Origin of the sequence: uncultured Bacillus sp. (genome assembly GCF_958411575.1) — a bacterium.
GTDB lineage: Bacteria > Bacillota > Bacilli > Bacillales > Bacillaceae > Bacillus > Bacillus spizizenii.
Genome location: NZ_CATYRA010000001.1, coordinates 165,618 through 189,608 on the forward strand (window position 1 = coordinate 165,618; position 23,991 = coordinate 189,608).

At 41.5% G+C, this 23,991-nt stretch carries 18 protein-coding genes; 2 read left to right on the plus strand and 16 right to left on the minus strand.

Annotated features, from left to right (window positions below):
* Nucleotides 1–51: 51 nt before the first annotated feature.
* From Q5C82_RS00830 to Q5C82_RS00885, 12 genes are all read right to left on the minus strand, one after another.
* Nucleotides 52–1,245 carry a glycosyltransferase family 1 protein gene (locus Q5C82_RS00830; RefSeq protein ID WP_079996656.1) on the minus strand — a complete coding sequence of 398 codons (1,194 nt, stop codon included), beginning with the start codon at nt 1,243–1,245 and terminating at the stop codon, nt 52–54.
* A gap of 28 nt (nt 1,246–1,273) precedes the next feature.
* Nucleotides 1,274–2,032 carry a glycosyltransferase family 2 protein gene (locus Q5C82_RS00835; RefSeq protein ID WP_003219681.1) on the minus strand — a complete coding sequence of 253 codons (759 nt, stop codon included), beginning with the start codon at nt 2,030–2,032 and terminating at the stop codon, nt 1,274–1,276.
* Nucleotides 2,033–2,055: 23 nt separating this feature from the next.
* Entirely contained in the window at nt 2,056–2,736 is a 681-nt protein-coding gene (locus Q5C82_RS00840; RefSeq protein ID WP_003219679.1) for a Wzz/FepE/Etk N-terminal domain-containing protein, read from the minus strand.
* 28 nt (nt 2,737–2,764) lie between these two features.
* The gene (gene tuaE / locus Q5C82_RS00845) at nt 2,765–4,231 is read right to left on the minus strand and encodes a teichuronic acid biosynthesis protein TuaE (RefSeq protein WP_003219676.1); all 1,467 of its coding nucleotides are present in this window, start codon (nt 4,229–4,231) and stop codon (nt 2,765–2,767) included.
* A gap of 83 nt (nt 4,232–4,314) precedes the next feature.
* On the minus strand, nt 4,315–5,700 hold the full coding sequence (gene tuaD, locus Q5C82_RS00850; protein ID WP_079996657.1) for a UDP-glucose 6-dehydrogenase TuaD: 1,386 nt from the start codon (nt 5,698–5,700) through the stop codon (nt 4,315–4,317).
* A gap of 61 nt (nt 5,701–5,761) precedes the next feature.
* Nucleotides 5,762–6,931 (minus strand): glycosyltransferase family 4 protein, encoded by a 1,170-nt coding sequence (locus Q5C82_RS00855; RefSeq protein ID WP_003219671.1) that lies wholly within the window; start codon nt 6,929–6,931, stop codon nt 5,762–5,764.
* Nucleotides 6,928–8,379, minus strand: coding sequence for an MOP flippase family protein (locus tag Q5C82_RS00860; protein ID WP_032727386.1), 1,452 nt, complete (start codon nt 8,377–8,379; stop codon nt 6,928–6,930). Before Q5C82_RS00860 ends, Q5C82_RS00855 begins: the two co-directional genes overlap by 4 nt.
* 55 nt (nt 8,380–8,434) lie before the next feature.
* Nucleotides 8,435–9,094 (minus strand): sugar transferase, encoded by a 660-nt coding sequence (locus Q5C82_RS00865; RefSeq protein ID WP_003219668.1) that lies wholly within the window; start codon nt 9,092–9,094, stop codon nt 8,435–8,437.
* Between the two features lie 234 nt (nt 9,095–9,328).
* Nucleotides 9,329–11,233, minus strand: a complete 1,905-nt coding sequence (tarQ, locus tag Q5C82_RS00870) for a (poly)ribitol-phosphate teichoic acid beta-D-glucosyltransferase TarQ (RefSeq protein ID WP_003219666.1) — start codon at nt 11,231–11,233, stop codon at nt 9,329–9,331.
* Between the two features lie 218 nt (nt 11,234–11,451).
* Nucleotides 11,452–12,939 carry an N-acetylmuramoyl-L-alanine amidase gene (locus Q5C82_RS00875; protein WP_003219664.1) on the minus strand — a complete coding sequence of 496 codons (1,488 nt, stop codon included), beginning with the start codon at nt 12,937–12,939 and terminating at the stop codon, nt 11,452–11,454.
* A gap of 87 nt (nt 12,940–13,026) precedes the next feature.
* On the minus strand, nt 13,027–15,180 hold the full coding sequence (locus tag Q5C82_RS00880) for a SpoIID/LytB domain-containing protein (protein WP_003219662.1): 2,154 nt from the start codon (nt 15,178–15,180) through the stop codon (nt 13,027–13,029).
* Between the two features lie 27 nt (nt 15,181–15,207).
* Entirely contained in the window at nt 15,208–15,531 is a 324-nt protein-coding gene (locus tag Q5C82_RS00885) for a hypothetical protein (protein ID WP_003219659.1), read from the minus strand.
* A gap of 212 nt (nt 15,532–15,743) precedes the next feature.
* Here Q5C82_RS00885 and Q5C82_RS00890 point away from each other — a divergent pair, with 212 nt between their 5' ends.
* Nucleotides 15,744–16,664: a LytR family transcriptional regulator gene (locus tag Q5C82_RS00890; protein WP_003219657.1), complete on the plus strand. Its 921-nt coding sequence runs from the start codon at nt 15,744–15,746 to the stop codon at nt 16,662–16,664.
* A gap of 40 nt (nt 16,665–16,704) precedes the next feature.
* Here the strand turns inward: Q5C82_RS00890 and wecB are convergent, their stop codons facing one another.
* From wecB to Q5C82_RS00910, 4 genes are all read right to left on the minus strand, one after another.
* A complete protein-coding gene (gene wecB, locus Q5C82_RS00895) occupies nt 16,705–17,847 on the minus strand; it encodes a non-hydrolyzing UDP-N-acetylglucosamine 2-epimerase (RefSeq protein ID WP_003219655.1) in 1,143 nt (380 codons plus the stop codon).
* 22 nt (nt 17,848–17,869) lie between these two features.
* Entirely contained in the window at nt 17,870–19,774 is a 1,905-nt protein-coding gene (locus Q5C82_RS00900; RefSeq protein ID WP_003219653.1) for a glycosyltransferase, read from the minus strand.
* Nucleotides 19,775–19,848: 74 nt separating this feature from the next.
* Nucleotides 19,849–21,369 (minus strand): glycosyltransferase, encoded by a 1,521-nt coding sequence (locus Q5C82_RS00905; RefSeq protein ID WP_003219651.1) that lies wholly within the window; start codon nt 21,367–21,369, stop codon nt 19,849–19,851.
* Nucleotides 21,370–21,403: 34 nt separating this feature from the next.
* Entirely contained in the window at nt 21,404–22,771 is a 1,368-nt protein-coding gene (locus tag Q5C82_RS00910) for an alpha-glucosyltransferase N-terminal domain-containing protein (RefSeq protein WP_003219648.1), read from the minus strand.
* Nucleotides 22,772–23,112: 341 nt separating this feature from the next.
* Here Q5C82_RS00910 and galU point away from each other — a divergent pair, with 341 nt between their 5' ends.
* Nucleotides 23,113–23,991, plus strand: a complete 879-nt coding sequence (gene galU / locus Q5C82_RS00915) for a UTP--glucose-1-phosphate uridylyltransferase GalU (RefSeq protein ID WP_003219646.1) — start codon at nt 23,113–23,115, stop codon at nt 23,989–23,991.

The window sequence follows — 23,991 nt, forward strand, 5'->3', positions numbered from 1 at the left end:
CATCAAAAAGAAACACGTATAATCAAAAAACGCGCATCCCAAATTATAGGACTACGCATGTTTTTGAATCCCTGTATATTTCATAATTTGTTTAAATAAGCAGTTCCAATCCTGTGCGCGGGCGATGTTTCGGCGCATTTCTTTATACGTTTCATCTCCGTTTTGGCCGATTACTTTTTCGCACGCAGCTATAAAATCAAGCGGATGATCGCCTTCTACATATTCGTATACATACGGCTTTTTCATTTTTGAGGTAGACGGAAGATTAGAGCCGACGACAGGCTTTCCAGCCGCTAAAAATTCAAAAAGTTTCAGTGGAAACACGGCTTGATTATACGATGATTTTTTATATGGCATGATGCCGATATCGATAAGCTCCATATAATGAGGAACTTCTTTTGGATCCGCCGGACCGGTCCATATGACATTGGGAAGCCTCAGAAGCTCTTGAAACGAAACGTCGCCATTTGTAGCATCCGGACCGACCCATAAAAATGTCCAATCAGGCTTTTGCAGTGCAGCCTCTTCAATCATTTTAAAATCGAGCTTCGGTTTAATCCCGCCGATAAAGCCTAATACTGTTCCTTCTCTTCCCTGCAATATGCTGCGATCGGGAGCCGCTTTATTTGCAGAAAACAGCTCATATTCAACACCGTTTTCGACAGTATGCACCTTTTCTCGCCCTGCAGTTAGTTTTTTGTCTACTTCTTTGTGAAGATAATCCGATGAACAGGTAATGGAATCTGCACGATGTATAATTCTCAGCTCTGCCGATTTAATGACCTTTCGCCGGAATTCAGACAGCAGATTTGAACGGCCGCTGATCGGCGCCGCCCATAAATCACTGCAATCATAAATGACTTGATCCCAGGGATACAGCGATGACAGCAGCGGGAATCCGGGGAACGTATACCATAAACAGCAGCGTTCGCCGTTTGCAGAAGCAGATGTCAGTTCATCAAGTAATGGTGACAGCTTATGTCTGTAAAAGACATCTGTATATCGTCCGAAACGAAACATTTTTTTCTGTAGCAAGTCTTTGATAGCGAATTGCCTGATGCCTGAATGAACTTGCTGAAATTCATTCCCTTGGGTGCGCGGAGCCGGACACACCCAAATGACCTCCTTCGTTTCCTCCTGAGCAGCTAAAAATTCCGCCAGCCGGTGCCTTCTGTATCTCAATTGGTCTTTTCCCCATTCAGCAGTGGCAACGATGACATGAATGATTGCTTCTTTTGTCTCCACCTTCATCACCTTTTCTCTCTGTTTGCGGCTATAATCTTTTTTTGACCGCATTTTTTGCATATTGAACAAAACACCATGTTGCTTTCATTAAATGTAACCGTTCGATCTCCCTGTAGACAAACCACGTTTTTTTAGCAGCCTTCCATTTGTTGCTGGATATCGAGTTATTGACTAGCCGATATTCAGCCAGGCATTCATTCATACCATATGCGGTAAATCCCTTTTTCAAAAGAGACAGCCATGTGGCCAAGTCCTGTCTCGTTCTGATATTTGGCATTTGGATCTGTCCCGTTTGTTCCCTGTCAATCATCACCGTCAAGCAGCCGATAATCGTATTTTTAAGAGCGTCATCGTACGTCAGACTTTCCGGGGCATGAATAAATTTATCGAGCGGGGTCCCGTCCTGCGCCATTAAGCTGTAGCCTGTGAAAGAAAACGCGCAGGAACGTTCCATCATAAACTCAAGCTGCTTTTCCAGTTTGTCTTCTTTCCATTTATCATCACTATCCAGAAATGCTACGTAACGTCCTTGAGCACGCTCCAATGCTTTATTGCGAGCAACCGCAGCTCCGCTGTTCTCCTCCAGATACACCACTTGAATTCTTTCATCTATCTTTTCATACTGCTGTAAAATGTCACGTGTGCCATCCGTTGAGCAATCATCCACGATAATCATTTCCCATTGAGAGTGGCTCTGATCTAACACTGAATGAATCGTGTCTTCAATATAGTCACGCGCATTAAAGGAAGGCGTAATGACAGATACGAGAGGTTTCCAATTGGTCATGATCACATCTCCATCGTATGATTTTAAAGGGATTCCCTGAAAAATTCAGGAATGACAACGAACATAAAGGCAATCGTGAGGCCGATCATAACGCCGAGAACCGCTTTCTTTTTCGGAGACATTCCGCCGCCTGCTGTCTCACTTACGGTTTCAGAATCAGTGACACTGGCCGCTTTCAAATTAAGCTGCGTGTTTTTCAGCTCATACAAAAATCTCTCTTTATCCACTTTGGAATCCTCGCTCACCGACTCGCCTTCGAGCGCGTCTATGCTGCGGCGGATGACGGCTTCTCTTTCTGCATACAGTTTTTGATCGTTTTTGAGAAAAGCAGAGGAAATGGCGTTTAAGACGGATTCCGTTTTATCCTTATCCTTGTCGCTATAGCTCAACGTCAGCAAAGATTTGGATTCCGTTTTGATGGTAAGCTTCTCTTTGATCTCTGCCAAATCTTCATCCTTTTCGTCAGGAAGCGCCTCCTTCAAAAAAGAGTCGCTCTTAAGCAAAAGAGGAATCTCTTCTATGCTGTTATAAACCGGATGGTCATATCTCCCCACAGCTAAAGTGTCCTCAGCTGTATAGCTCTTTTGATCAGCGATCTGTGACGGCAGGATATACCCCGCCGCCCCTAATATAATGGGCACAACTATTATCCAAATGATATTTTTTTTAATGCGACGGGCTATTCTTATCAATATATCGTTCATATAAGTCTCCCTGCTTTTTGTAGTCTGTTTATCTGTACATCGGTTCAGGCATCTGTCTGGATCGCCTTAACACATTAACGGCGGCGATGACGAGTGCCAGAAACACCCAATGGAAAAATAAATTTGAAACAGAGCTTGGGCTGATACTAGATACCAGAAAACTGACCAGAGCAGTAATAAGCCCTTCTGTGATCAGTTTTGACTGATTTTCTAATTTTCTTTCATAAAATTTGTAAAGCACCCATATGAGGTAGGCATAAACGGCCAGATATCCCAACATGATGAACAAGCCAAAATTAGTTAGGATTTCAACGAGCCAGTTGTGCACCTCTGCCACATTGTCAGTATCATATAAAGCATTGTGCTCAAGATAATAGGATACATTCCCTGCTCCGACTCCGAATCCGTATGAATCAAGGAAAAAGTGCCATGCGTTTTTCAGCAGATTGGCCCGGCCCACATTTGATGGAAGCCTGTCGTGAAATGAATGCAGCGTCTGCGGTGCCAGAAACAGCTCCCAAAACTTTGAATAAATTCGGCTGGCGAATAGAACTGCAAAAATGACAATTCCCGCCGCTGACAGCCATATGGCCATTTTCTTTAGAACAGGCGGCAATACAATGAAGATATAGACAGCAACGCCTGCAAAAATCCCCAGAAGGCTGGCTCTTGAACCAGTAGCAAAAATTAAATACAACGCACAGAGCGAAAGCACAAGGCCAATCGCCTTGATGTATCCATTCTTTATGTTTTTCATTAAAGCGATGTAAAAAAAGAAACTGATTGATAAAAAGGTCGCAAAGTCATTTTGATTAAAAAATACCGAAGTCGGATAATGCTGCTTATATTCCGGTCCGCTGTACAGCGTGGAACTCGGGAGATGATGATGGGTGATATGATTGTAAAAACCAATGATCATCAGGAATAATGTCATCACCAGCCAAATGGTATAAACAATCATCAGCCGCTCCATTTTTTGCACATACATCACAATGAGGTATATGAAGAAAATTCCCATTGCCAATAAGGCCAAATATTTGATGCCGGCTGTCACCGACTTAGCCCATAGCAGAGAAACAAGGCCGTATATAAACCAAAAGGCGAAAAAGAGCAATATCCCTTTCACTTGCAGTCCGTTCCATCTTTCAATATGTGTTCGATTCCGAACCATCCCGATCACATGGAGGCACCCCGCTGCAATGAGCAGAAGCCTGTAAAGAAACAAACTGAAAAACCCAAGATGTATCGCGAAAAATGCATTATTTAAGAAAGTGCAGGCGATCAAAATATAGATTACAGCCATAAAGAGCCGTTCTTTTGTTGTAAATGCGGTTGCAAGCGTCAGCGCAAACAGACCGATCGCCAACACCGCAAGCAGGGCAGCCATCTGTATGAAACCTATATCTTTATGGATGGCTCCCAGCAATAGAACGACTCCAAATATGACAGCGGCCAGTAACGCAAGCGTATGGACCGCTGAACGTTTGATACTCACATGTTTAACCCCTTTCCTGATGTTTCAGGAGCCGGTGCCGAGCCTAGCAGCCGGCAGCTTCAACCAAGTAACACTTTTTCTTTTTATAAATTGACGCTCCCCAAGTCTTTAGCCAATTCCTCGAGCGGCAAGCCCGGAAAATACTTGTCAGAAGGTTCCGTTCCCCGAACAGCAGGACGGCCGATAGAGTGGTAAATGTATCCGGCTGCCTGCATCTCTTCAAGTGAAAATAAATTTCTGCCGTCGATGATGATTGGCTGTCTTAAGAGGGTTTTCACCTTTACAAGCTCCATTTCTTTGACTTCCGGCCAATCCGTTAAGATCAGGCATGCATCCGTGTCCTCAATCGCACCATACACATCTGTGTAATACTCGACCTGTTCGCCAAGGATCGCTGAAGCTTCAGGAATAGCGATCGGATCGTATGCTTTTACATGTGCCCCCAGCTGTTGCAGCATCGGGATAATATCAAGAGCGGGAGCGGATCTCACATCGTTTGTATTCGGCTTGAAAGCCAATCCGAGGACGGAAATGGTTCTTCCTTTGATGCTTCCCATAACAGTTAAGAGTTTATCTACAATATGAACGCGCTGTTTTTCGTTCGTTTCAATGACAGCTTCGATGAGCTTAAATGGATAACCGGCCGATTTTGCGATTTGAAGCAGTGCGGTTGTATCCTTAGGAAAACAGGAGCCGCCAAACCCAATACCCGCTTTTAGAAACTTTCTGCCGATACGGCTGTCAAGCCCCACGCCATCAGCAACTTTTGAAACATCTGCGCCGACTCGCTCACAAATGTTTGCAATATCGTTGATAAAGGAAATCTTTGTCGCCAGAAACGCATTCGCGGCGTATTTAATCATTTCTGCACTTTCTAAGTTTGTTTTAATGACAGGAGCATGGAAAGGCTGGTGCAGATCCTCAATGATGGCAGCTGCTTTATGACTTGTTGAGCCAATCACGGCACGCTCCATATTCATCGTGTCATGAATCGCTGAGCCCTCTCGAAGGAATTCAGGGTTAGATACAACATCAAATGACCATCTTCCCTTTGAAGCTTTTTGAACGATAGATTGAACCAGTTTTCCTGTTCCGACCGGAACTGTGCTTTTATTTACGATCACTTTATAGCCGTTGAGGTGCTCACCTATTGTTTTCGCTGCCGATTTTACGTACGTTAAATCAGCTTCACCTGTTTTGGACATCGGCGTTCCGACTGCAATATAAATAATGTCTGACGCCCGAATGGCGGTCGGGATATCGTTAGTAAAGGACAGACGCTGATCCAGCACATTTTTTTCAACTAAGTCTGCAAGCCCTGGCTCATAGATCGGGATTACCCCATTTTTTAGACTTCTGATTTTTGATTCATCGATATCACAGCAAACAACTTTATTGCCGATCTCCGCAAAGCAAGTGCCTGATACGAGTCCTACATAACCTGTTCCAATGACAGCTATTTTTTTCACAGTGCTCATCCCTCTCCTGTAAAATGGCCTTCCTATTTATATTGGTCGCAGTTTCTTACGATTAAACGGACGTTTTCATGACCGTCTGATACTGATGATGCAAGGCCTTGGCATTTTTTCCGGCGTCAAATTGAGCCTGCACGATTTCATACAAATCATCTGCTACTTCCGGTTTCCAAATTTGCTCATGTTCGTACAGAGCGATCGCCTCCGCCAAGGCTTGAGCAGATTTCGGTTTAATCAGCAGATGCCGATGCTTTCCGAATAACGATGCCACACCGCCAACATCTGTACAGATGACAGGAACCCTTAGCGCCAACGCCTCAATCACGACAGTCGGCATCCCCTCACTGTAAGAAGGAAGCACGAACATGTCTGCCGCAAGCAAATAGTCTCTTACCTTATGATTCGGTACTTGGCCTGTGACGATATGTCCTTTCTGGGTCAGCATTGATTTTGCAGGACCATCCCCGACAAAGACTGCCTTAGGAGGTTCCTTTAACGATTCGATGGCTTCAGACAGTTCAAAAATGCCTTTCTCCCTGACGAGCCGGCCCACATAGACGGCCAGACGCTGACCTAGCGGGAGCCCGAGTTTTTTTCTGACTTCTTCTTTTGTCTGCTTATTCTCCTGGAAGCGGCTGAGCTGTATGCCAATCGGCAAAACCAAGCTGTCAAAGCCAGATAGCTTTTTGGTTTCTTCCTGAAGCTTGTGACTAACTGCTAAAACAGATGACGCGGAACCTACCGCACGATTGAAGGCTTTAAACGCCCCTTTGCTGTAATGCGGATAGACATTTACATCACTGCCATGCAAAGTCAGGACATAAGGAATTCGCTCTGACTCCGACACGACTGCCGCAGCCCCGCCCGATGGCATGGCAAAATGCGCATGGATCAGATCCGGATGTAAGTCATGCTGTTTCATCGTTTTTAAAACAGATGATGCGATTCTCCGGTGAGGCTGCGCCCACTTCAGCTGGCCGGGAACTGCTCGATAGAAAGGCCGGTAAACCGGTATCCCCTTCCTAATCTCATACTCCGGTCTGGCATCCTTTTTTCGATATGCCTTTTTCAGCATGCGGACAGGCGCAGAGTGAAAAGGCCTTGGGCATATGACGGTGATATCAAGCCCGAGCTTTTGCAGCTCTTGCACCTGTGTCTCATGAAACACACCCTCACCAGGTTTCAGGCTGCTCGGATATACGCTTGTGATCCACAAAATCTTCATGACAAACGTCCTTTTCTTAGTAGTTTGCTTTTCGTTTGAGGGTACGCTTTTACTAAAAGAAAGAGATAGCACAGCGCCCCGGCCGCCACTGAAATGGCCAGCCGTATTTCTGTCTGCAGACTGAAGTGTTCCGTACCTAGGCTTACACCAAACGCGATGATGGCCATCACGGCTGTGAGCAGAAACGGCTTGATAATCGACTGGAAATAAGCCGAAAGGTTAAGCTTGATGACATATGCCAGAAGCCAGCGCCCGATCAGGAAATTGAAAACACTGATGATGGCGTATACCCATGCGACTGTCAGCAGACTTCCCGTTTGAACGGCTGCAAATAATGACAATCCGTACAGCAGCAGTACACCGGAGTCCCAATAAAATGCTAAGTCTGCTCTTCCTTTAGCTAGCAACACAGATCCATTTGGATTCATGAGCACTCTGAGTATCCCGACAATGGCCAGAACATTTAAGATCGGAACAGCAGCAAGCCATTTTTCTCCGAAGACTGCTGCGATAAAGGCGTCTGACACAGACACGAGCCCGATTAACAGCGGAAACGAAACAAGCGCCAGCATTTTTGTCATATTCAGAAAGCCTTCTCTGATCACGCTGTTTTCATATTTGTTTTTTGCGAAAACAGGGAATGCCACGCGTGTCACAATCGGATTGATCTTCAAAACCGGAATGGTGACAATCTGGTAAGCAAGGTTATAAATCCCCAATGCTTCAGCACCAATAAAACGGCCGATCAAGATCATATCAATATTCGCTCCCAGCCTGTTCACAAGGCGGGATGAAAGCTGAAAGGCCCCAAAGGAAAAGAACTCCTTCATTCCCCTCAAGTCAAAAACAAAAGCGGGGTGCCATTTTTTCCTGTATACGGCCCAATATAAAATCCCTTTACTGGACTGCAGCAACACTTGAGAAATGACGTACGCCAAAATCGCATCCATCATAAAAACCGCTACAGCTAAATATCCGAATGACAATACATTGGAAAAAATCTCAATTTTGCTTAACGTATTAAAATGCAGCTTCTTTTGCAGTATATACTGATACTGCTGTCCGATTGGCGCGATCAAAAACATAATCGCTAAAATCCGAATCAGAAACACCAGCTCTTCCCTTTGATAAAATCCCGCAATGACGGGACTGCTCACATATAAAAGAACAAACAGCAAAGCGCCGGTCATAATATTAAGCCAATACAATGTCGACAGCTGGCGCTCCGTCGCATCATCTCTCTGAATTAATGCTGCGCCAAAACCCATATCAAGCACAATCTGGGCAAAAACTGTAACCGTTGTGATCATGCCGACGAGTCCAAATTCCGTTAAGGTCATCATATTTCCTAGCAGGGCAAACTGAACGATTTGTATGATTGTAATACACATGGTTGAAATACTTGTCCACTTTGCGCCGCTCAAGATTTGTTTAGTAATACTTGGCATCATATTCCCTACTTCTTTTTAAGCTCAGATTGATGGTGAATGCAGGCAATCAGTTTTATCTTGCACCATCACCTGTCCAGACTACTTTACAAGTTTTTAACATAATTTTTAATTCCAAAGTGAAAGTCAGATTGCGAATGTAATATAAATCAAATATCAGCTTTTCCTTCGGCGTCATATCGTAACCGCCGTTCACCTGAGCCCAGCCGCTCAATCCCGGTTTAACTGCCAGACGCTGTGTAAATCCTGGAATCTCATTCTGGAATTTTTCCGTAAACACAGGACGTTCCGGACGAGGGCCAATCATACTCATATCGCCCTTCAGCACATTAAATAGCTGAGGAAGCTCGTCAATTCTCGTTCTTCTGATAAAAGCTCCGATCCTTGTCACCCGCGGATCTTGCTTCTGCGCCCAAACAGCCCCAGACTTCTCGGCATCTATTTTCATGGAACGAAGCTTATAAAGCTTAAATGGTTTCCCGCCTTTCCCTACGCGTTCCTGCGTATATATGGCAGGCCCCGGCGTCTCCAAACAAATCAATATTGAAAATACCGCAATCATTGGCAGCGCAATCGCCAATCCAATGAGCGCAAACCAAATATCCATTACGCGTTTTACTGCCAAATAACGAGCCGTCTTTCCAGATAATGTAAAAGAATGTATTTGCTGAACTGAGAATTCACGACTCACATTCATGCTTTTCTCTGCACTCACTGACACACACCTCACGATTTGTTTGGGATGTTATGATGACCTATGCCAGTCAGTTTAGCAGACGGATGTTAATTGGATGTAAATGGTATGTTAAGAAGTGTGAATTTGTTATTTTTTCTGACATTTTATCGTAAACTTTTTATTGTTTTAGACACTTTTTTTAAAAATTAAGCATATTGTAAAAAAAAAGAGACAAACCATTTTGCAGATTTGTCTCTTTTCGCTGCGAAGCATTTAATATTGAAAATAAAATTTTGATTTAGAGGTTAACAGCTTGTATTGAACTTCAACCATTTTATTGAAGAATAACATGGATTTTCGTTCCACGCTTTTTGTGTCTAGGATAATTGCTTGGTTGTCCACTTTTGCACTGATTTTATTTTGAGAAGTATTTATCGCAAATTCAATTAATCGCTCTTTCTTTACATGAGCTAGCTGTTCAAGCAAACTCTGCACGTTTACCGTCAATTTTGTGCAATTAGGCTCTAAATCAATACGTTTTACTGGTAATGAAATTTCAGACTGTCCGGTATTCACAATGATTTTTGAATGATTTGGCAAATAGATTTGCTTATCTTTAAAAATAAATGATAAATCCTTTGATTCTGTTTCATAAGAAAGTTCAGCTTCTGTATATGCATGTTTCTTTATATCAATCGAAAGGTTATCATAGTTCATTGTAAAGTATGGTCTGGCGCTGTAGACAAACAAAGCGTTATGCCCTAAATACATCGTTTTTGTGGAATACTTGTACGCGGCACGCTTGTTTCCTATTCTTGCCCTTAATTTGTAGCCGTCTATTGACGATTCAATAAAGAAATCCCAAACACCTAAATCTTCTTCAGCAGAAGCCAGTTCATCAAACTTGCACTCAAATGTAAAAGTTGAATTATCATATGAAGCCGGCGCAATGTATTTTTCCGCCTTTGTATCACGATGTACAAATACTCCTGTCAGAGATTGATTTTTATTCGTTTCATCATCCAACAATTTGTGTGTAATGGTTCCTTGAATGCTGAGGCTATGATCGCTAAATTCAATATTCTGCAGATAATGTTCAAGCTTATTTTTATAATTTACTTTTAATAGCTCTTCAGAAATTGAATACCGTTCTAAGCTCGGATAACGTGCAATTAACTCCCCGTTATTAACAGTACAGAACTTTTTAATGTCTTGTTCCTCCCGCTCATACTGGGTTAATCCTCGCAAATCATTATTCCGAATAAACAGCAGCCGCAATTTAATATGCGGAAGTACAAATTGATCAGCCTCTTCAGGCACTGCATGAATAAATGATGACAAATATCTAAACCATTCAGCTCTTTCTTCATCGGTTTTCATTTTAATCGTGACATTTTTTGTCCGAGAAAAATCAAAATGCCTGTTTAAAAATACTGCCATCAGCTTAATTTTTCTGGCTTCTTCCAGGTCACTTGCCTTGATAGCAGAGATAATATCTTCCATTGCTCCATAAAAGTTCTCTGGAGGAACATATGCAACACTCATATGTTCACCGTCTCTTTTGACCAGATAGTAATAATCATAGTCAGCTGAAACAGAAATCTTCTTTGCTTTCAAATAAGCATTCATTGTGAAGACTTGATCTTCCGCTGCTTTTATGTGAGTAGGGAAGGTAATTTTATTTTCTTTTAAAAGTGAGGCTTTAAACAGTTTTTGGGGTCCCAATGTAAAAACAATCTTGGAATCAACCAAATCAACATCCGGGTTCGTTTCCTTAAACATTGATTTGGGAACACCTCTGCCGTTTATCCCTTTTAACTTTCCTAATGTAATATCTGATTGATTCTCTTTTGAGAAATTGTACCATCTTAACAATGCTTCACTGCCTATATAGTCATCGGAATCAACAAATAGAATGTATTCACCCTTGGCAATTTTTATTGCATCATTCCGCGGAGCACCTGGACCGCCTGAGTTTACCGTTCTTTCAATAACAACAACATTTTCATATTTCTTTTTATATTGATTCAAAATGTCTAAAGATGAATCCGTAGATTTATCATCAACACATATAATCTCATAATCCTCTTTTGGCATCGTCTGATTAACTAAGCTGTCAAGACATTCGGAAATAAGATCTTCTGAATTATATACAGGGATAACAATGCTTATTTTCATCGATTACCTCACTACCCTAATGGATCGGTTATATTTTTGCCTGATAATTATATCAAATACATTTGTCAATAAGAATAGGCCTAACCTTAAATTTTGCTAAACTTTTACATAGCATGTATACCTTTAAAATTTTTCTCATTTTATCGTATAAAAAAGCTTGCCGGCAATTCCTGATGGGTTCTGCCGGCAAGCCGCTATCAATGTATACAAATTTCTTCCTAATAATAACCGATGATTCCTTCATATATTGCTTGAGCTGCTTTTTCTTGGTACAAAGCACTCTTTAATTTACTTGCGTCGTTCACATTTGATATGAATGCCAGCTCCACTAAACTGCTTGGCATTGTTGATTCTCTGATAACATGGAAATTCCCGATTTTGACGCCTCGGTTTTGAGTATTGAGTGCTTTATAGAGTCTGTTTTGTATTTCTGTCGCAAGCCGTTTGCTGTTATCTGCCTCATACTTTGTATAATAGTATGTTTCAGTACCCGTTGCAGCAGGGCTCGCTGAATTAGCATGAATACTCACAAACAGGTTTGCATTATTGCTTTTAGCTTTGGCAACCCGTTCAGAAAGCTCTAAGAAAACATCTGTAGATCTGGCCATAACCGGAATCGCTCCGCCTGCAGAGAGTTTGCTGTTTACAAGCTTTGCAACGGCAAGGTTAACGTCTTTCTCCTTTAATCCGTTACCGACCGCACCGCTGTCATACCCCCCGTGTCCGGCATCCACAAATACCTTTTTGCCTACAATTACATTTTTTAACTGGTTGACAACATTAGTTGTAACGGAAATAGTACCCCCGAGTACAGTGAACGTATTCTTGCTGTTTGAACCAATGACTGCTCTTGTGGCAGTCGGCAGTGAGCCGGCATCCGTAAATAACATTGGACGATTTTGTTTAGCCGCCAGAACGGAACCGGCTAAAGCATCCGCATATGTATAGCCATTACTGACAAATGCGGCTTTTGATGAAGAATAATATTTTTTCGCTATGTTTGCAGCCACTTCAAAACGGCTGTTTCCGCCGATTCTAGTTGGTGAAGGAAGCTGGCTGTATACACTTTTTGAGACACTGATTTCTCCCCCGACCACAATAGTCGATGTTGTTCCTTTGCTGCCCATCGCATTTTTCGTTGGTTCAGGAATGGAGCTTGCAGTAGTCAGAAGAATTGGAATGCCATTACGCGCAGCATAAGAACCGATTGCGAGACTGTCAGCATATGCCGTTCCATTTGCGATTACTGCTTTTGAATTTGAAGATAATTTTTTAGAGATATTTTGTGCAACTTCGTAACGGCTTCTTCCGCCGATCCGTTCCACTGTGGAAACACCCAAATTTTTAATTTCACTAACAACGTTGTTAGAAACACTGATTGTTCCGCCTATGACGATGACTTTGCTCGGTTTAAGCTGGCTGATTCTGTTTTTCGTCGGCGTAGTTAGTTTAGATGATTCCGTTAATAGAATCGGAGCATTGTATTTATAAGCCAGGGGAGCAGCAGTTAATACATCGGCATATGCTGTTCCGTTTGCCACAACAACCGTGCTCGCACTGCTCCAGCCTTGTTTTGAAACATTTACAGCAACCTCATATCTGCTTGCTCCATCCAGCCTTGTAACAGAGTTGGCTGCAAACACATTTGGTACAAATAACACGACTCCTAATATCAGCATCGGTATGCTTTTAAGAAAGATCCGCAAAGATAGTCCCTCCAAAGATTGATAATGATTCGTACATCATATAATGAACGAAGGAGGCATACGCCTCCCTGGACTTCTATCAATCTTTTAATAGCTTGATAGAGTCGTTCCTGGATAGTAAAAACTTAAGATCGTTGTATAGGATTGTCCGGCAGCAGCTCTGGCATTGGCTCCATACTGGCTCATGCCTATGCCGTGTCCGTATCCTTTACCGCTAATGATAAAGGCGTTTGTATTGCTTGAGACAGACGCATATGTACTCTTCATATTCGAAGCTCCAAGCATTGTTCTCAGCTGTGTTGTCGGTACAGAAATTGTTGCTGTTTTTTCACTCAGGCTTCCATTAGAAAGAATGTAGCCATTTGATTTTTCTTTCACGAAATATGAGAATGTTACACTTGCTGTTTCCGGCCGCTGACCGGCAGTTTTCTCCGTGCTGAATTTCACACTGGATATTTTTGTGATTTTGATAGACTCCGCATTGCTGTATTTATTTTTAATAAACCAGCTTTTCAAACCGCTCAAGTAGGCTGAGTTTGTTTCATTTTTTGAGCTCCACCAAGATCCCGGGCTTTTCAGATTCAAGTTGCTTTTATCGAGCTGGGTTTTATTTAATGACAGAGACCAGCTGATTTGCGGGTCATACGTATCTTTTTTGGCGATTAAATATGGAAGCTGGCTGCTCCACACCTCGCCGCTCGCTTCTGTGTAGCCACCGTTGCTTGAGGAATACGTAGCTGAAATCAAATTGCCATTGTATTTCAAAACTTTTCCTTTTGTAGCTTCAACTACTTCTGAAGTTTTCGAATTCCAGTCATATCCGCCATATACCTGAAAAGCTGTGGTGTCTTGTACTTCTTTTCCGGCCGAGCTGATGGAATAAGTTCTGGCAGCGACAGCTTGAGCTTTAAGTGCTTCTTTCTGCCAGCTCGCCGGCATCTCATGAGGTACAACACCCTTTAAATAATCTTCAAAAGGGATATCCACATTGATCGGACGAACGTATTTGCCTGACTCAATCGTAAATTTCATGTTTCCGAGGTATGGCGTTCCATTCAGACTGATAGAATTTGTCGTTGCATATTTTTTAGGATTTGCTGTGAAAGAAGTTCCAAGCGTCTTGATGGCAGTACTGTTTTTATAAAGCACCAGATTTCCGCCGGATAACTTGACTGTAAAGCCAGTTCCTGCAAAAGTATCTGCCAGTTTGTTCTTTAGCGTATCGCTGATGGAGATGCTTCCTCCAAGCAGCGCAAATGACTGAGTTCCTTTTGCTGCCACTACATCAGCGACTGGTGACGGCAGGCTGCCGGGTTCAACCAGCAGTAAAGGACTGCCCTGCTTCGCGGCAAGCACAGACCCCGTCAATGCGTCCGCAAAGGTTTGACCGTTTGACATGAATACCTTTGTTGCTTTCATATTTAATTCTTTTACGATATTGGCAGATACCTCGTAACGGGAAACCCCGCCAATCCGTTTCACAGTCGCCTGTTTTTTTAATGTAGCTTCCACGCCAGTGCTGACACTCAACGGACCGCCGACTATTGTTACGTTGCTCGGAATTTTGTAATCGCTGCGGATGTTATTGTCTCCCGCAAGTAAAATCGGATAACCGTTCATTGCAGCATATGGCGCGATTGACAGGGCATCTGTAAAGACCATGCCCGTGGCTACTACTGCCTGGCTGTAATTCCCCATTCGATCGGCTATGTTTTTTGAAACCTCGTAACGGGTTGCTCCCCCAATCCGGTCGATAGAACCGTATTTTTTTAATGTATTTTCTACATTTTTAGAAACACTGATTGTCCCGCCAATGATGAGAATATTGTCAGGATTTAGTTTTGCAATTTCGCTTTCTGTTTTTGGTGTTAGCGAATCTGCGTCTGTTAATAGAATCGGTGCATCGTACTTTTTGGCAAGCGGTGTTGCTGAGAGCGCATCTGCAAAAGCGTCTCGATTCACAATGACCACAGTCGTTGGATTTGTCCATCCGGCCGAAGCGACATTATTGGCAACATCAAAACGGGTTGCTCCCCCATATCGCTCTGTATCCGCAATTCTTGAGCCGGGAATTTCATAACCGCCTGTGATATCGACATCCAAGCTTGATTTGCTGCCTACATAATTACTCAGCTTAACAGAAATGGTTTTATCAGCGGCATTCGCAGACTGCATAAACGATGGGCATGCTAAAGCTGCCGCAGTGACTGATGATAGAAGCAAGAGCTTCATTTTTTTCAAAACATGGAACCCCCTAAGACGTTTTTATTACTTTGTCTCAAGATCCTTTAGCATTAAGACGCCATTTGAATCTTTTGTATATTTGACCACAACTTTTTGTCCTTCTGAAATGTTGTTCATTTTGTCCTGAAGGTCTGAACCAACCTGAATCGAAGTCTCTTTACCATCAATAGTGACTGCAATCGTATGGCTGTCCGCCAAACCGGCAAATGTGCCTTCCTTCGTTACAGTCTCTTCAGCAGCCGCATCCTGGCTACCTGAATTTGTTTCTGAACCTGATGAGTTCTCAGCTGTGCCGCATGCAGACAAAAGAAGCAGCATTGAGAACGTTAAGATAGCAAATTTTTTCATTCCTATATCACCTCTCCACTTTTTATCGACAATTTTAAGCTTATTTTAAGATTTCTTTCAAAACAACGAAAAATTTTTGCGGATTTTCTTAAAATACCGAAACATTTGTTACAAGCGGCCGTCTATTGTAAAGAATCAGACAAATTTTAGTTGTTTTCAAATATTAAGAAACTTATAATCGTACTAGATTACAAAAAAGCGAGGACTTTATTATGAGAGCTGAAAAAAGAAAGAAAAAAAGAAAAGCGTTACTTGTCATTTTAGCCATTGTGGCCGTTTTTGTGCTCGGGACAGGCGGCTATGCATACTACTTATGGCATAAAGCAGCTTCAACCGTGGCAAGTATTCATGAGCGTATTGATAAATCTAAAAAAAGAGATACTGAGGTCAACATCAATAAAAAAGACCCGTTTTCCGTCCTAATTATGGGTGTGGATGAACGCGACGGCGATAAAGGCCGTGCCGACACGCTTATTTATATGACCGTTAACCCAAAAACGAATACAACTGACATGGTCAGCATTCCGCGTGACACATATACAAAAATTATCGGGAAAGGCACAATGGATAAAATCAACCATTCATACGCATTCGGCGGTACGCAGATGACGGTTGACACGGTCGAGAACTTCCTCGATGTTCCGGTTGATTATTTTGTAAAAGTGAACATGGAAAGTTTTAGAGACGTTGTTGATACACTTGGCGGCGTCACAGTAAACAGCACATTCGCGTTCAGCTATGACGGTTATTCGTTCGGCAAAGGAGAAATCACGCTGAACGGAAAAGAGGCGCTCGCCTATACCCGTATGAGAAAAGAAGATCCAAGAGGCGACTTCGGACGCCAGGACCGCCAGCGCCAAGTGATCGAAGGAATCATTAATAAAGGCGCAAATATTTCTTCCATCACGAAATTTGGAGATATGTTTAAAGTTGTTGAAGATAATGTGAAAACGAATTTGACCTTCGATGACATGTGGGATATCCAATCCGACTACAAAGGCGCGCGTAAAAATATTAAACAGCACGAATTGAAAGGTACTGGCACGAAAATCAACGGAATTTACTATTATCAAGCTGATGAAAACGCCCTTTCCGATATCACAAAAGAGATGAAGGAAAGCCTCGAAAATTAAAACAAAAAGAAGCTTCGCACAGGGTGCAAAGCTTCTTTTTTTATTTTCCTGTAAATGAATCTGGATGTTCTTTCCGAAACCCGTAGTGAAACAGCAATTCTTCCACAATCCGTCGGGAAGCCTCTCCATCTCCATACGGATTAGAAGCGTAGGACATTTTCTTGTACTCATCGTCATCAGTTAACAGCTGTTTTGCCAGCAGATAAATGTTTTCCTCATCCGTCCCCGCAAGTTTTAACGTTCCTGCTTCCACTCCTTCAGGCCGTTCCGTCGTATCGCGCAGCACAAGCACCGGTTTCCCGAGAGAAGGCGCTTCCTCCTGCACGCCGCCCGAATCTGTCAAAATAAAATGCGATTTTGCCGCAAAGTTATGGAAATCAATGACTTCTAAAGGTTCAATCAAATGCACTCTGTCAGAATCGCCAAAATGCTTCTGAGCCGCTTCCCGGACAACAGGATTTAGGTGCACAGGGTAAACGACCTGTACATCGTTAAATTCCTCAACAATTCTTCGGATAGCCTTGAACATGTTTTCCATTGGCTCGCCCAGATTTTCCCGGCGATGCGCGGTCAGCAGAATCATTTTATCCTTGCCTACCTGACCGAGGACAGGATGTGAATAGCCGTCCCTCACCGTTGTGCGGAGTGCATCAATCGCTGTATTGCCTGTCACAAAAATAGAGTCGCCCTTTTTATTTTCTTTTAATAAATTGTCTTTCGCCTGGCCTGTCGGCGCAAAATGCAAATCAGCAATCGCTCCGGTCATCTGGCGGTTGAGCTCTTCCGGAAAAGGAGAATACTTATTCCCCGTACGGAGCCCGGCCTCCACATGGCCGACAGCAATTTGATGATAAAAGGCGGCTAGGCTTCCGGCAAACGTCGTCGTCGTATCACCATGGACAAGTACAATATCAGGCTTGATGTCTTTAAACAGCTCATCCAATTTCACAAGGGCGTTGGACGTAATCTCTGCCAGCGTCTGCCGCTCCTTCATAATGTTCAAATCGAAATCAGGCGTGATTTGAAACGCCTCTAAAACCTGATCAAGCATTTGTCTGTGCTGGGCAGTGACCGTGACATAGGAATCTATTTCAGGATATTTTCTCAATTCAAGCACAAGCGGTGCCATCTTGATCGCTTCGGGCCTGGTCCCGAAGACGGTCATGACCTTTAGTTTTTTCATATTTGTCACCTGGTTTCTTTGTTTAACGGGCTGTTAGATAGAATTTGGATTGGTCTGATTGTATAAATAGATCTACTTTCTTCTTTATTTTAAAGCACCATAGCTTTTTTTCAATATTTTTACTGCAAAAGTACACGCTGACATCCTTTTTTGGAACCAATGGCGTTTTGTATGAATTTATTGATAAAACAATATTCGTGTTTTTTAAGTAAGCTGGGGCAAACTTTTGTTCAACTAGATTCCGGTCAACCTGTATCACTGTCTCATCAACAGAACTGATTTGATTTTTTATTGGGATTAAAAATTCTTGATTATTGCATTCCAGCAATAATAAGGATTGCTTCGGAAAGAACAATTGGCTTCCAGGAAATACGAACGTTAAATCAGAATCATTCTTTTTGAATTCCACTTTCAAAACTTCTTGCTTTCTTATATCCACAGACAGATTATCGTACGTTTTTGTAAAGTATGGCCTTGCGCTAAAAGCGTATTTCCCATTGTTCCCAATATATTTAGCATTTTTTGAATAAGGATACGGTTCTCTGCTGCTGCCAATTCGGGCGCGTTTTTTATACCCGTCTATCCCCGATTCAATAAAGAAGTCCCAAACACCAATATCTTCTTCATGAACAGCCAAATCAGTAAACTTCGTGAGAAATTCAAATTCTCCGTCCTTAGAATACACCGGAGAAATGATTTTTTCAGTTTTTCTATCACGATGCACCCAAATGCCTAATAAAGTTTGCATAGCTTGTTGCTCTGGTTGTAAAGCCGTGTGGGTAACCGACCCTTTTAATAAAAAAGTATCGTTTTTCATTTGAAATTTTCTCACATAATGACTGATTTTATTTCTATCATCAATAATCCGTTCATTCTCTGTTAACTGATACGGCATAAGGCTGGGATAGTTTGCTATGATATGACCATTTTTAACAGACGTAAATTGAGTCATATTTTCTTTATCTTCTTCAAACTGCTTCAAGCCCTTTAAGTCATTCTGACGTACAAAATATAATTTTAACCGCGTATGGGAATGAACAAGCTTGTCAATTTCCTGAGGAATGTTTTGTTCAACAAAATGATGCAGCTCTGTCATCCATGTTTGCTGCTCCTGTTCATCCTCGATTGTTACAGTAAAGTCCGTTGTTCTGGAAAAGTCAAAATGGCGATTTAAAAACTTCGCCATAAAATTCATTTTGCCGGTATGAGAAAGACGGCTCTCACAAATCATATCTATGATGACCTTCATTGCACCGTAGTAGCTTTGAGGCGCAACATAAGCAAATGTCATATGCTCGCCGTCATGCTGTACAGCGTAGTAATAATCATAGTCGGCCAAGACAGAAATTTTGTCCGCTTCTAAATAAGCTTTCATGACAAATACCTGATCCTCTGTGGCCTGTATATTAGATGGGAAATATATGTCATGCTTTCTTAGCAGTGAAACTTTAAAAAGTTTTGTCGGGCCAATTGAGTAGACTAGCGGAGATTTAACTAGATCCGCCTCAGGTTTTGTTTCTTTAAAAATAGCTTGCGGGACCGCTCTGCCGTTTACACCGACCATTTTTCCAAGCACAATATCTGAATCGTGCTGTTGTGCAAATTGATACATTCTCTCAAATGCTTCAATTCCTAAATAATCATCGGAATCAATAAAAAAGATGTATTCACCGTTCGCAGCACGTATGGCTTGGTTTCTTGGTTCTCCCGGCCCTCCCGAATTTTCCTTTCGTTCAATAACCGTTATATTAGAATACTGTTCACTGTATTTTTTCAATATTGAAACCGTGCCATCCTGAGAACAATCATCTACACAAATAATTTCATACTCATTATTCGGCATGGTTTGTTGAACCAGACTATCCAGGCAGCGGGAGATAAAATGTTCTGAGTTGTATGTGGGTACTGCTGCAGTAATTTTCAACATTACACCTCTATCCTTATCCGCTTCTATTTCTTCACAAAAGCTCATATAATGAACAAAAATGGTATAGAAATGCACTATTTCGTCATTTCAAATACTTCTTCCCATCTTTCAAACAATCGGTCTTCACTATATTGTGTATCCATTAAATTCTTTGCATTCTTTCCATATTGAATGGCTTTGTCTGGGTTGTCGTACAAATAAATGATACTCTCAGCAAGCATTTCAATATCATCAGGTTCTACAAGCATTCCCGTTTCGTGTTCTTTTATGAGCTCTCTTGGGCTGTATTTCACATCAAAACTGATAACAGGGGTTGCGCACGAAAACGATTCACAAATGGCAAGACTGAACCCCTCAAATTTTGATGTTAATAATGTGGCAAGCGCCTGCTGATAAAATGGAGCAGGATTTGCGATATACCCTTTTAAATGTACATTATCTAGCTGAAGATCATCAATCAATTGCTGATATTCCACGTGGCCAGGACCGCTGCCATAAATATTAAGGACAATATCAGGCCGGGATTTTTTTACGATTTCCATTGCTTTTATGACCTTATCGATCCCTTTTTCTTCATGATATCTGGCCACCATGACAAATTCGTTTTTCTTTTTTTCATACGTTTGTAATTTATCAAGTCTTCTTGGAGCATGGGGAATAACAAAAATATTATTGTTCGACTCAAAGTCTTTCATGATATCTTCTTTTTGTTCATTCGTTAACACAATCAGCCCGTCATAATCTTTAATATGTTCCATCGCGTATTGATGATTTTTCCGAACTTTGCTGCCTAACGTATAAGGATAATCTAAATGATTTGAGTGAACACAGTAATATCGTTTTGCCAATCCCTCACGCATTTCATTGACTTTTGAAGCACTTCCGACTCCATCACAGATGATAATAGGGTCCTTTTCTTTTTCACATATCTTCTCAAGCCAATGTGTATGAAACGTGTGCTTGTTTTTGAAAAATACAGCTTCCTTTTCATCTCGTTCAAACAGCATAACTCCCTGACTGGATCCTGTATTAAAGTGGTACCATTCTGTTAAATAACAAAAGCCGTCCGGGGCTGTGTAGTGAATTTGATTGATTTTTCCGCTTCTCGTATCGAACCATACCGTTTTATTTACATAAGCGTCATGAAAGTATTCCCGCTTAGTCATTTGCATATTTTCATTGAAGTGATCTACATATAAAAGATTATCCGACTCATCCCACTTTTTCTTTTTCATATATAAACCATTCTTGAAGTATTCCGTTTCTAATTTTTCCTCATTATGATACGCGGCATAGGGTTCTTCAAAGCGATTGCGCTTTTGTTCATAATAACTCTGTTGTGCATTCCCGACTTTTATATGCTTATGCTGATTTTTATAGTCATCATAAATATTGAGGATATTTACATTAGCATGCAGTCTTCCTGCGTTCTTCAGCTCTTTCTCAATCTGACCATAATTCTCTTTATAATCAAGTGTGACCAAATCGATTTTGTGGCCACGCTCCGCAAATGTAAAAGATCTTGACATCATAGAGCTTGTAATGCCGCCTTTTTCAATGTCTATTTCATATATTAGTGAAAAGATCCTTCTCATCTTCAAGCTCCTTCTTCTGGTAAAGCTTTCTCTGCTATTTTTTTGTAAACAGCCGCTTCATTAATTTTCTCCGAAGTCCCTCGGCTGTATGAACATGCAAATAATTATTTTCTACTGCCAAAGTAATTTGCCAGCCCAAAATACTATGTTTTGATGATGGAATGTCCTTTGGATCGGTGACTCGTACGCTCGATGCAAAGAAGCTGTTATCCCACTCTGAACAGAGATACAACTCAATCATGGACAGTTGATCTAATACAGAATGAACACAGAGAGTACCGCTTACAGTAAACATCAGCTCTTCCTCACTGCTTACTTTTGCGTTAAACGTACTTTCAGTACCGCTCTTCTTATTTTTTAATTTCCAATACATTTTGTGACGGCCTATAGAATGGGTTGGAACGTCGCCTTTAAATTCGACTTTGGCAGACAAATATAACTTGGATTTTGATTGCCATTCTGCCGTTAAGAGCCCAACATCCATATCTTTTAATTGATTATTAAAAGTCACCTGATCAATTAGTTTGTCTACAAAACGTTTGCGGGTAAATGGCTCTTCAGAAACATAGTAAATATTTGTGCGGGGTCCCGTTTTTTCAATCGTGTCATGATATTTCTTCAATGAAGGGACCACGAACGCATCAAGATGGCCTATTTCCTTTTCAGGATTGTCTAACATCTCATTCGTCTCTATAAAACCTAAATACATGGATGAATATTTAACCGAAAGAGACTTCAGTGTTGTATATATCTCGACTTCTGATGTTAAAAATAAATATTCCGTCTTATTTATCAAGCGGCTTAGAAAATAATAGGAAAGTTCATTTTCTGAATACAAAACATTGACTATATTCTCTTTTTCGTCAAAAATGACAATTTTTTCAGTCGTTCCATCATTCTTATACCATTTGGTCATATAACAGGTGCCGTCTGCTCTTAAATAAAGATGCTGCTTCGGTTTGTTAGTCTCCAGATTCATGTACATTAAGCTGTGTACATAGCCGGATGAATCATATTCTTCTCTTTTAAACCTTTGCCTGTTTTCATTAAAATAATCAATAACAGCAAGTTCTCCTGATGCTGTAAACCTTTGATATTTGATATAACGCCCATTATGGTAATAGCGGTAAATGGGCTTGTTCGGTTCTTGAATATATGTTAAACCTTCTTGTTCAACCGGATGCTCGATTTTTTCTTTCTGTGGTGCAGATCCTTTAAAGTAGCTGTACATATTGATAACAGCAGCATCTTTAAAAGAAGAAGGCCCATTAGGCTCATGATTAAAAGTGACAATTTCCATCGGATAATTCCAATCGATTGTATTGATATTAAACTTTTTCGCTGCATGCAGTCCTGAACAAACATATGCTAATTTTGGGGTGGAAACCTTCATCGTCATCATCTATTTATTACCTTTCGGATAAATTCGTACAGTCACATTTTCAGAACTACATTATATCATTTTTGCTGAGCTGGCTCTAGAGATGAAGAAGCAGTTACATCTATGGATTTTTTAGGTCAGCGTAAATCGGTTTCTCTACCAATTTATGTTATTTTTTAGTATTTCCTTGATCTCAAAGTTACTGAATTGACTCTTGTTTAATATTGGTTTTTCTTATATGATTAAATGTGTTTAACAGAATGAAAATAGGGTATTGATGAGAAAAGAAACTCAAACATTTTAAATACTCAGCATACATAAAGCTGAACCCTAAATCTGTTTTTAAGGAAGGTGCTTTGAAATTGAAAAAAGTACGTAAAGCCATAATCCCTGCCGCAGGTCTCGGAACGAGATTCTTGCCGGCTACGAAAGCAATGCCGAAAGAAATGCTTCCTATCGTTGATAAGCCAACCATTCAATACATAATTGAAGAAGCTGTTGAAGCCGGTATTGAGGATATTATTATCGTAACAGGAAAAAGCAAGCGTGCGATTGAGGATCATTTTGATTACTCTCCTGAGCTTGAAAGAAACTTAGAAGAAAAAGGAAAGACTGAACTCCTTGAAAAAGTGAAAAAAGCTTCTAACCTGGCTGATATTCACTATATCCGCCAAAAAGAGCCTAAGGGACTCGGACACGCTGTATGGTGTGCGCGCAACTTTATTGGCGATGAGCCGTTTGCGGTCCTGCTTGGAGACGATATTGTTCAGGCAGAAACACCAGGATTACGCCAATTAATGGATGAATATGAAAGAACACTTTCTTCTATTATCGGTGTTCAGCAAGTACCTGACGAAGAAACACACCGCTACGGCATTATCGACCCGCTGACTAGTGATGGCCGCCGTTACCAGGTGAAAAACTTCGTTGAGAAGCCGCCTAAAGGCACTGCACCTTCTAACCTTGCCATCTTAGGCCGTTACGTATTCACACCTGAGATCTTCATGTACTTAGAGGAGCAGCAGATTGGCGCCGGCGGAGAAATTCAGCTAACGGATGCCATTCAAAAGCTAAATGAAATTCAAAGAGTGTTTGCTTACGACTTTGAAGGCAAGCGTTATGATGTTGGTGAAAAACTGGGCTTTATCACAACAACTCTTGAGTTTGCGATGCAGGATAAAGAGCTTCGCGATCAGCTCGTTCCATTTATGGAAGGTTTATTAAACAAAGAAGAAATCTAA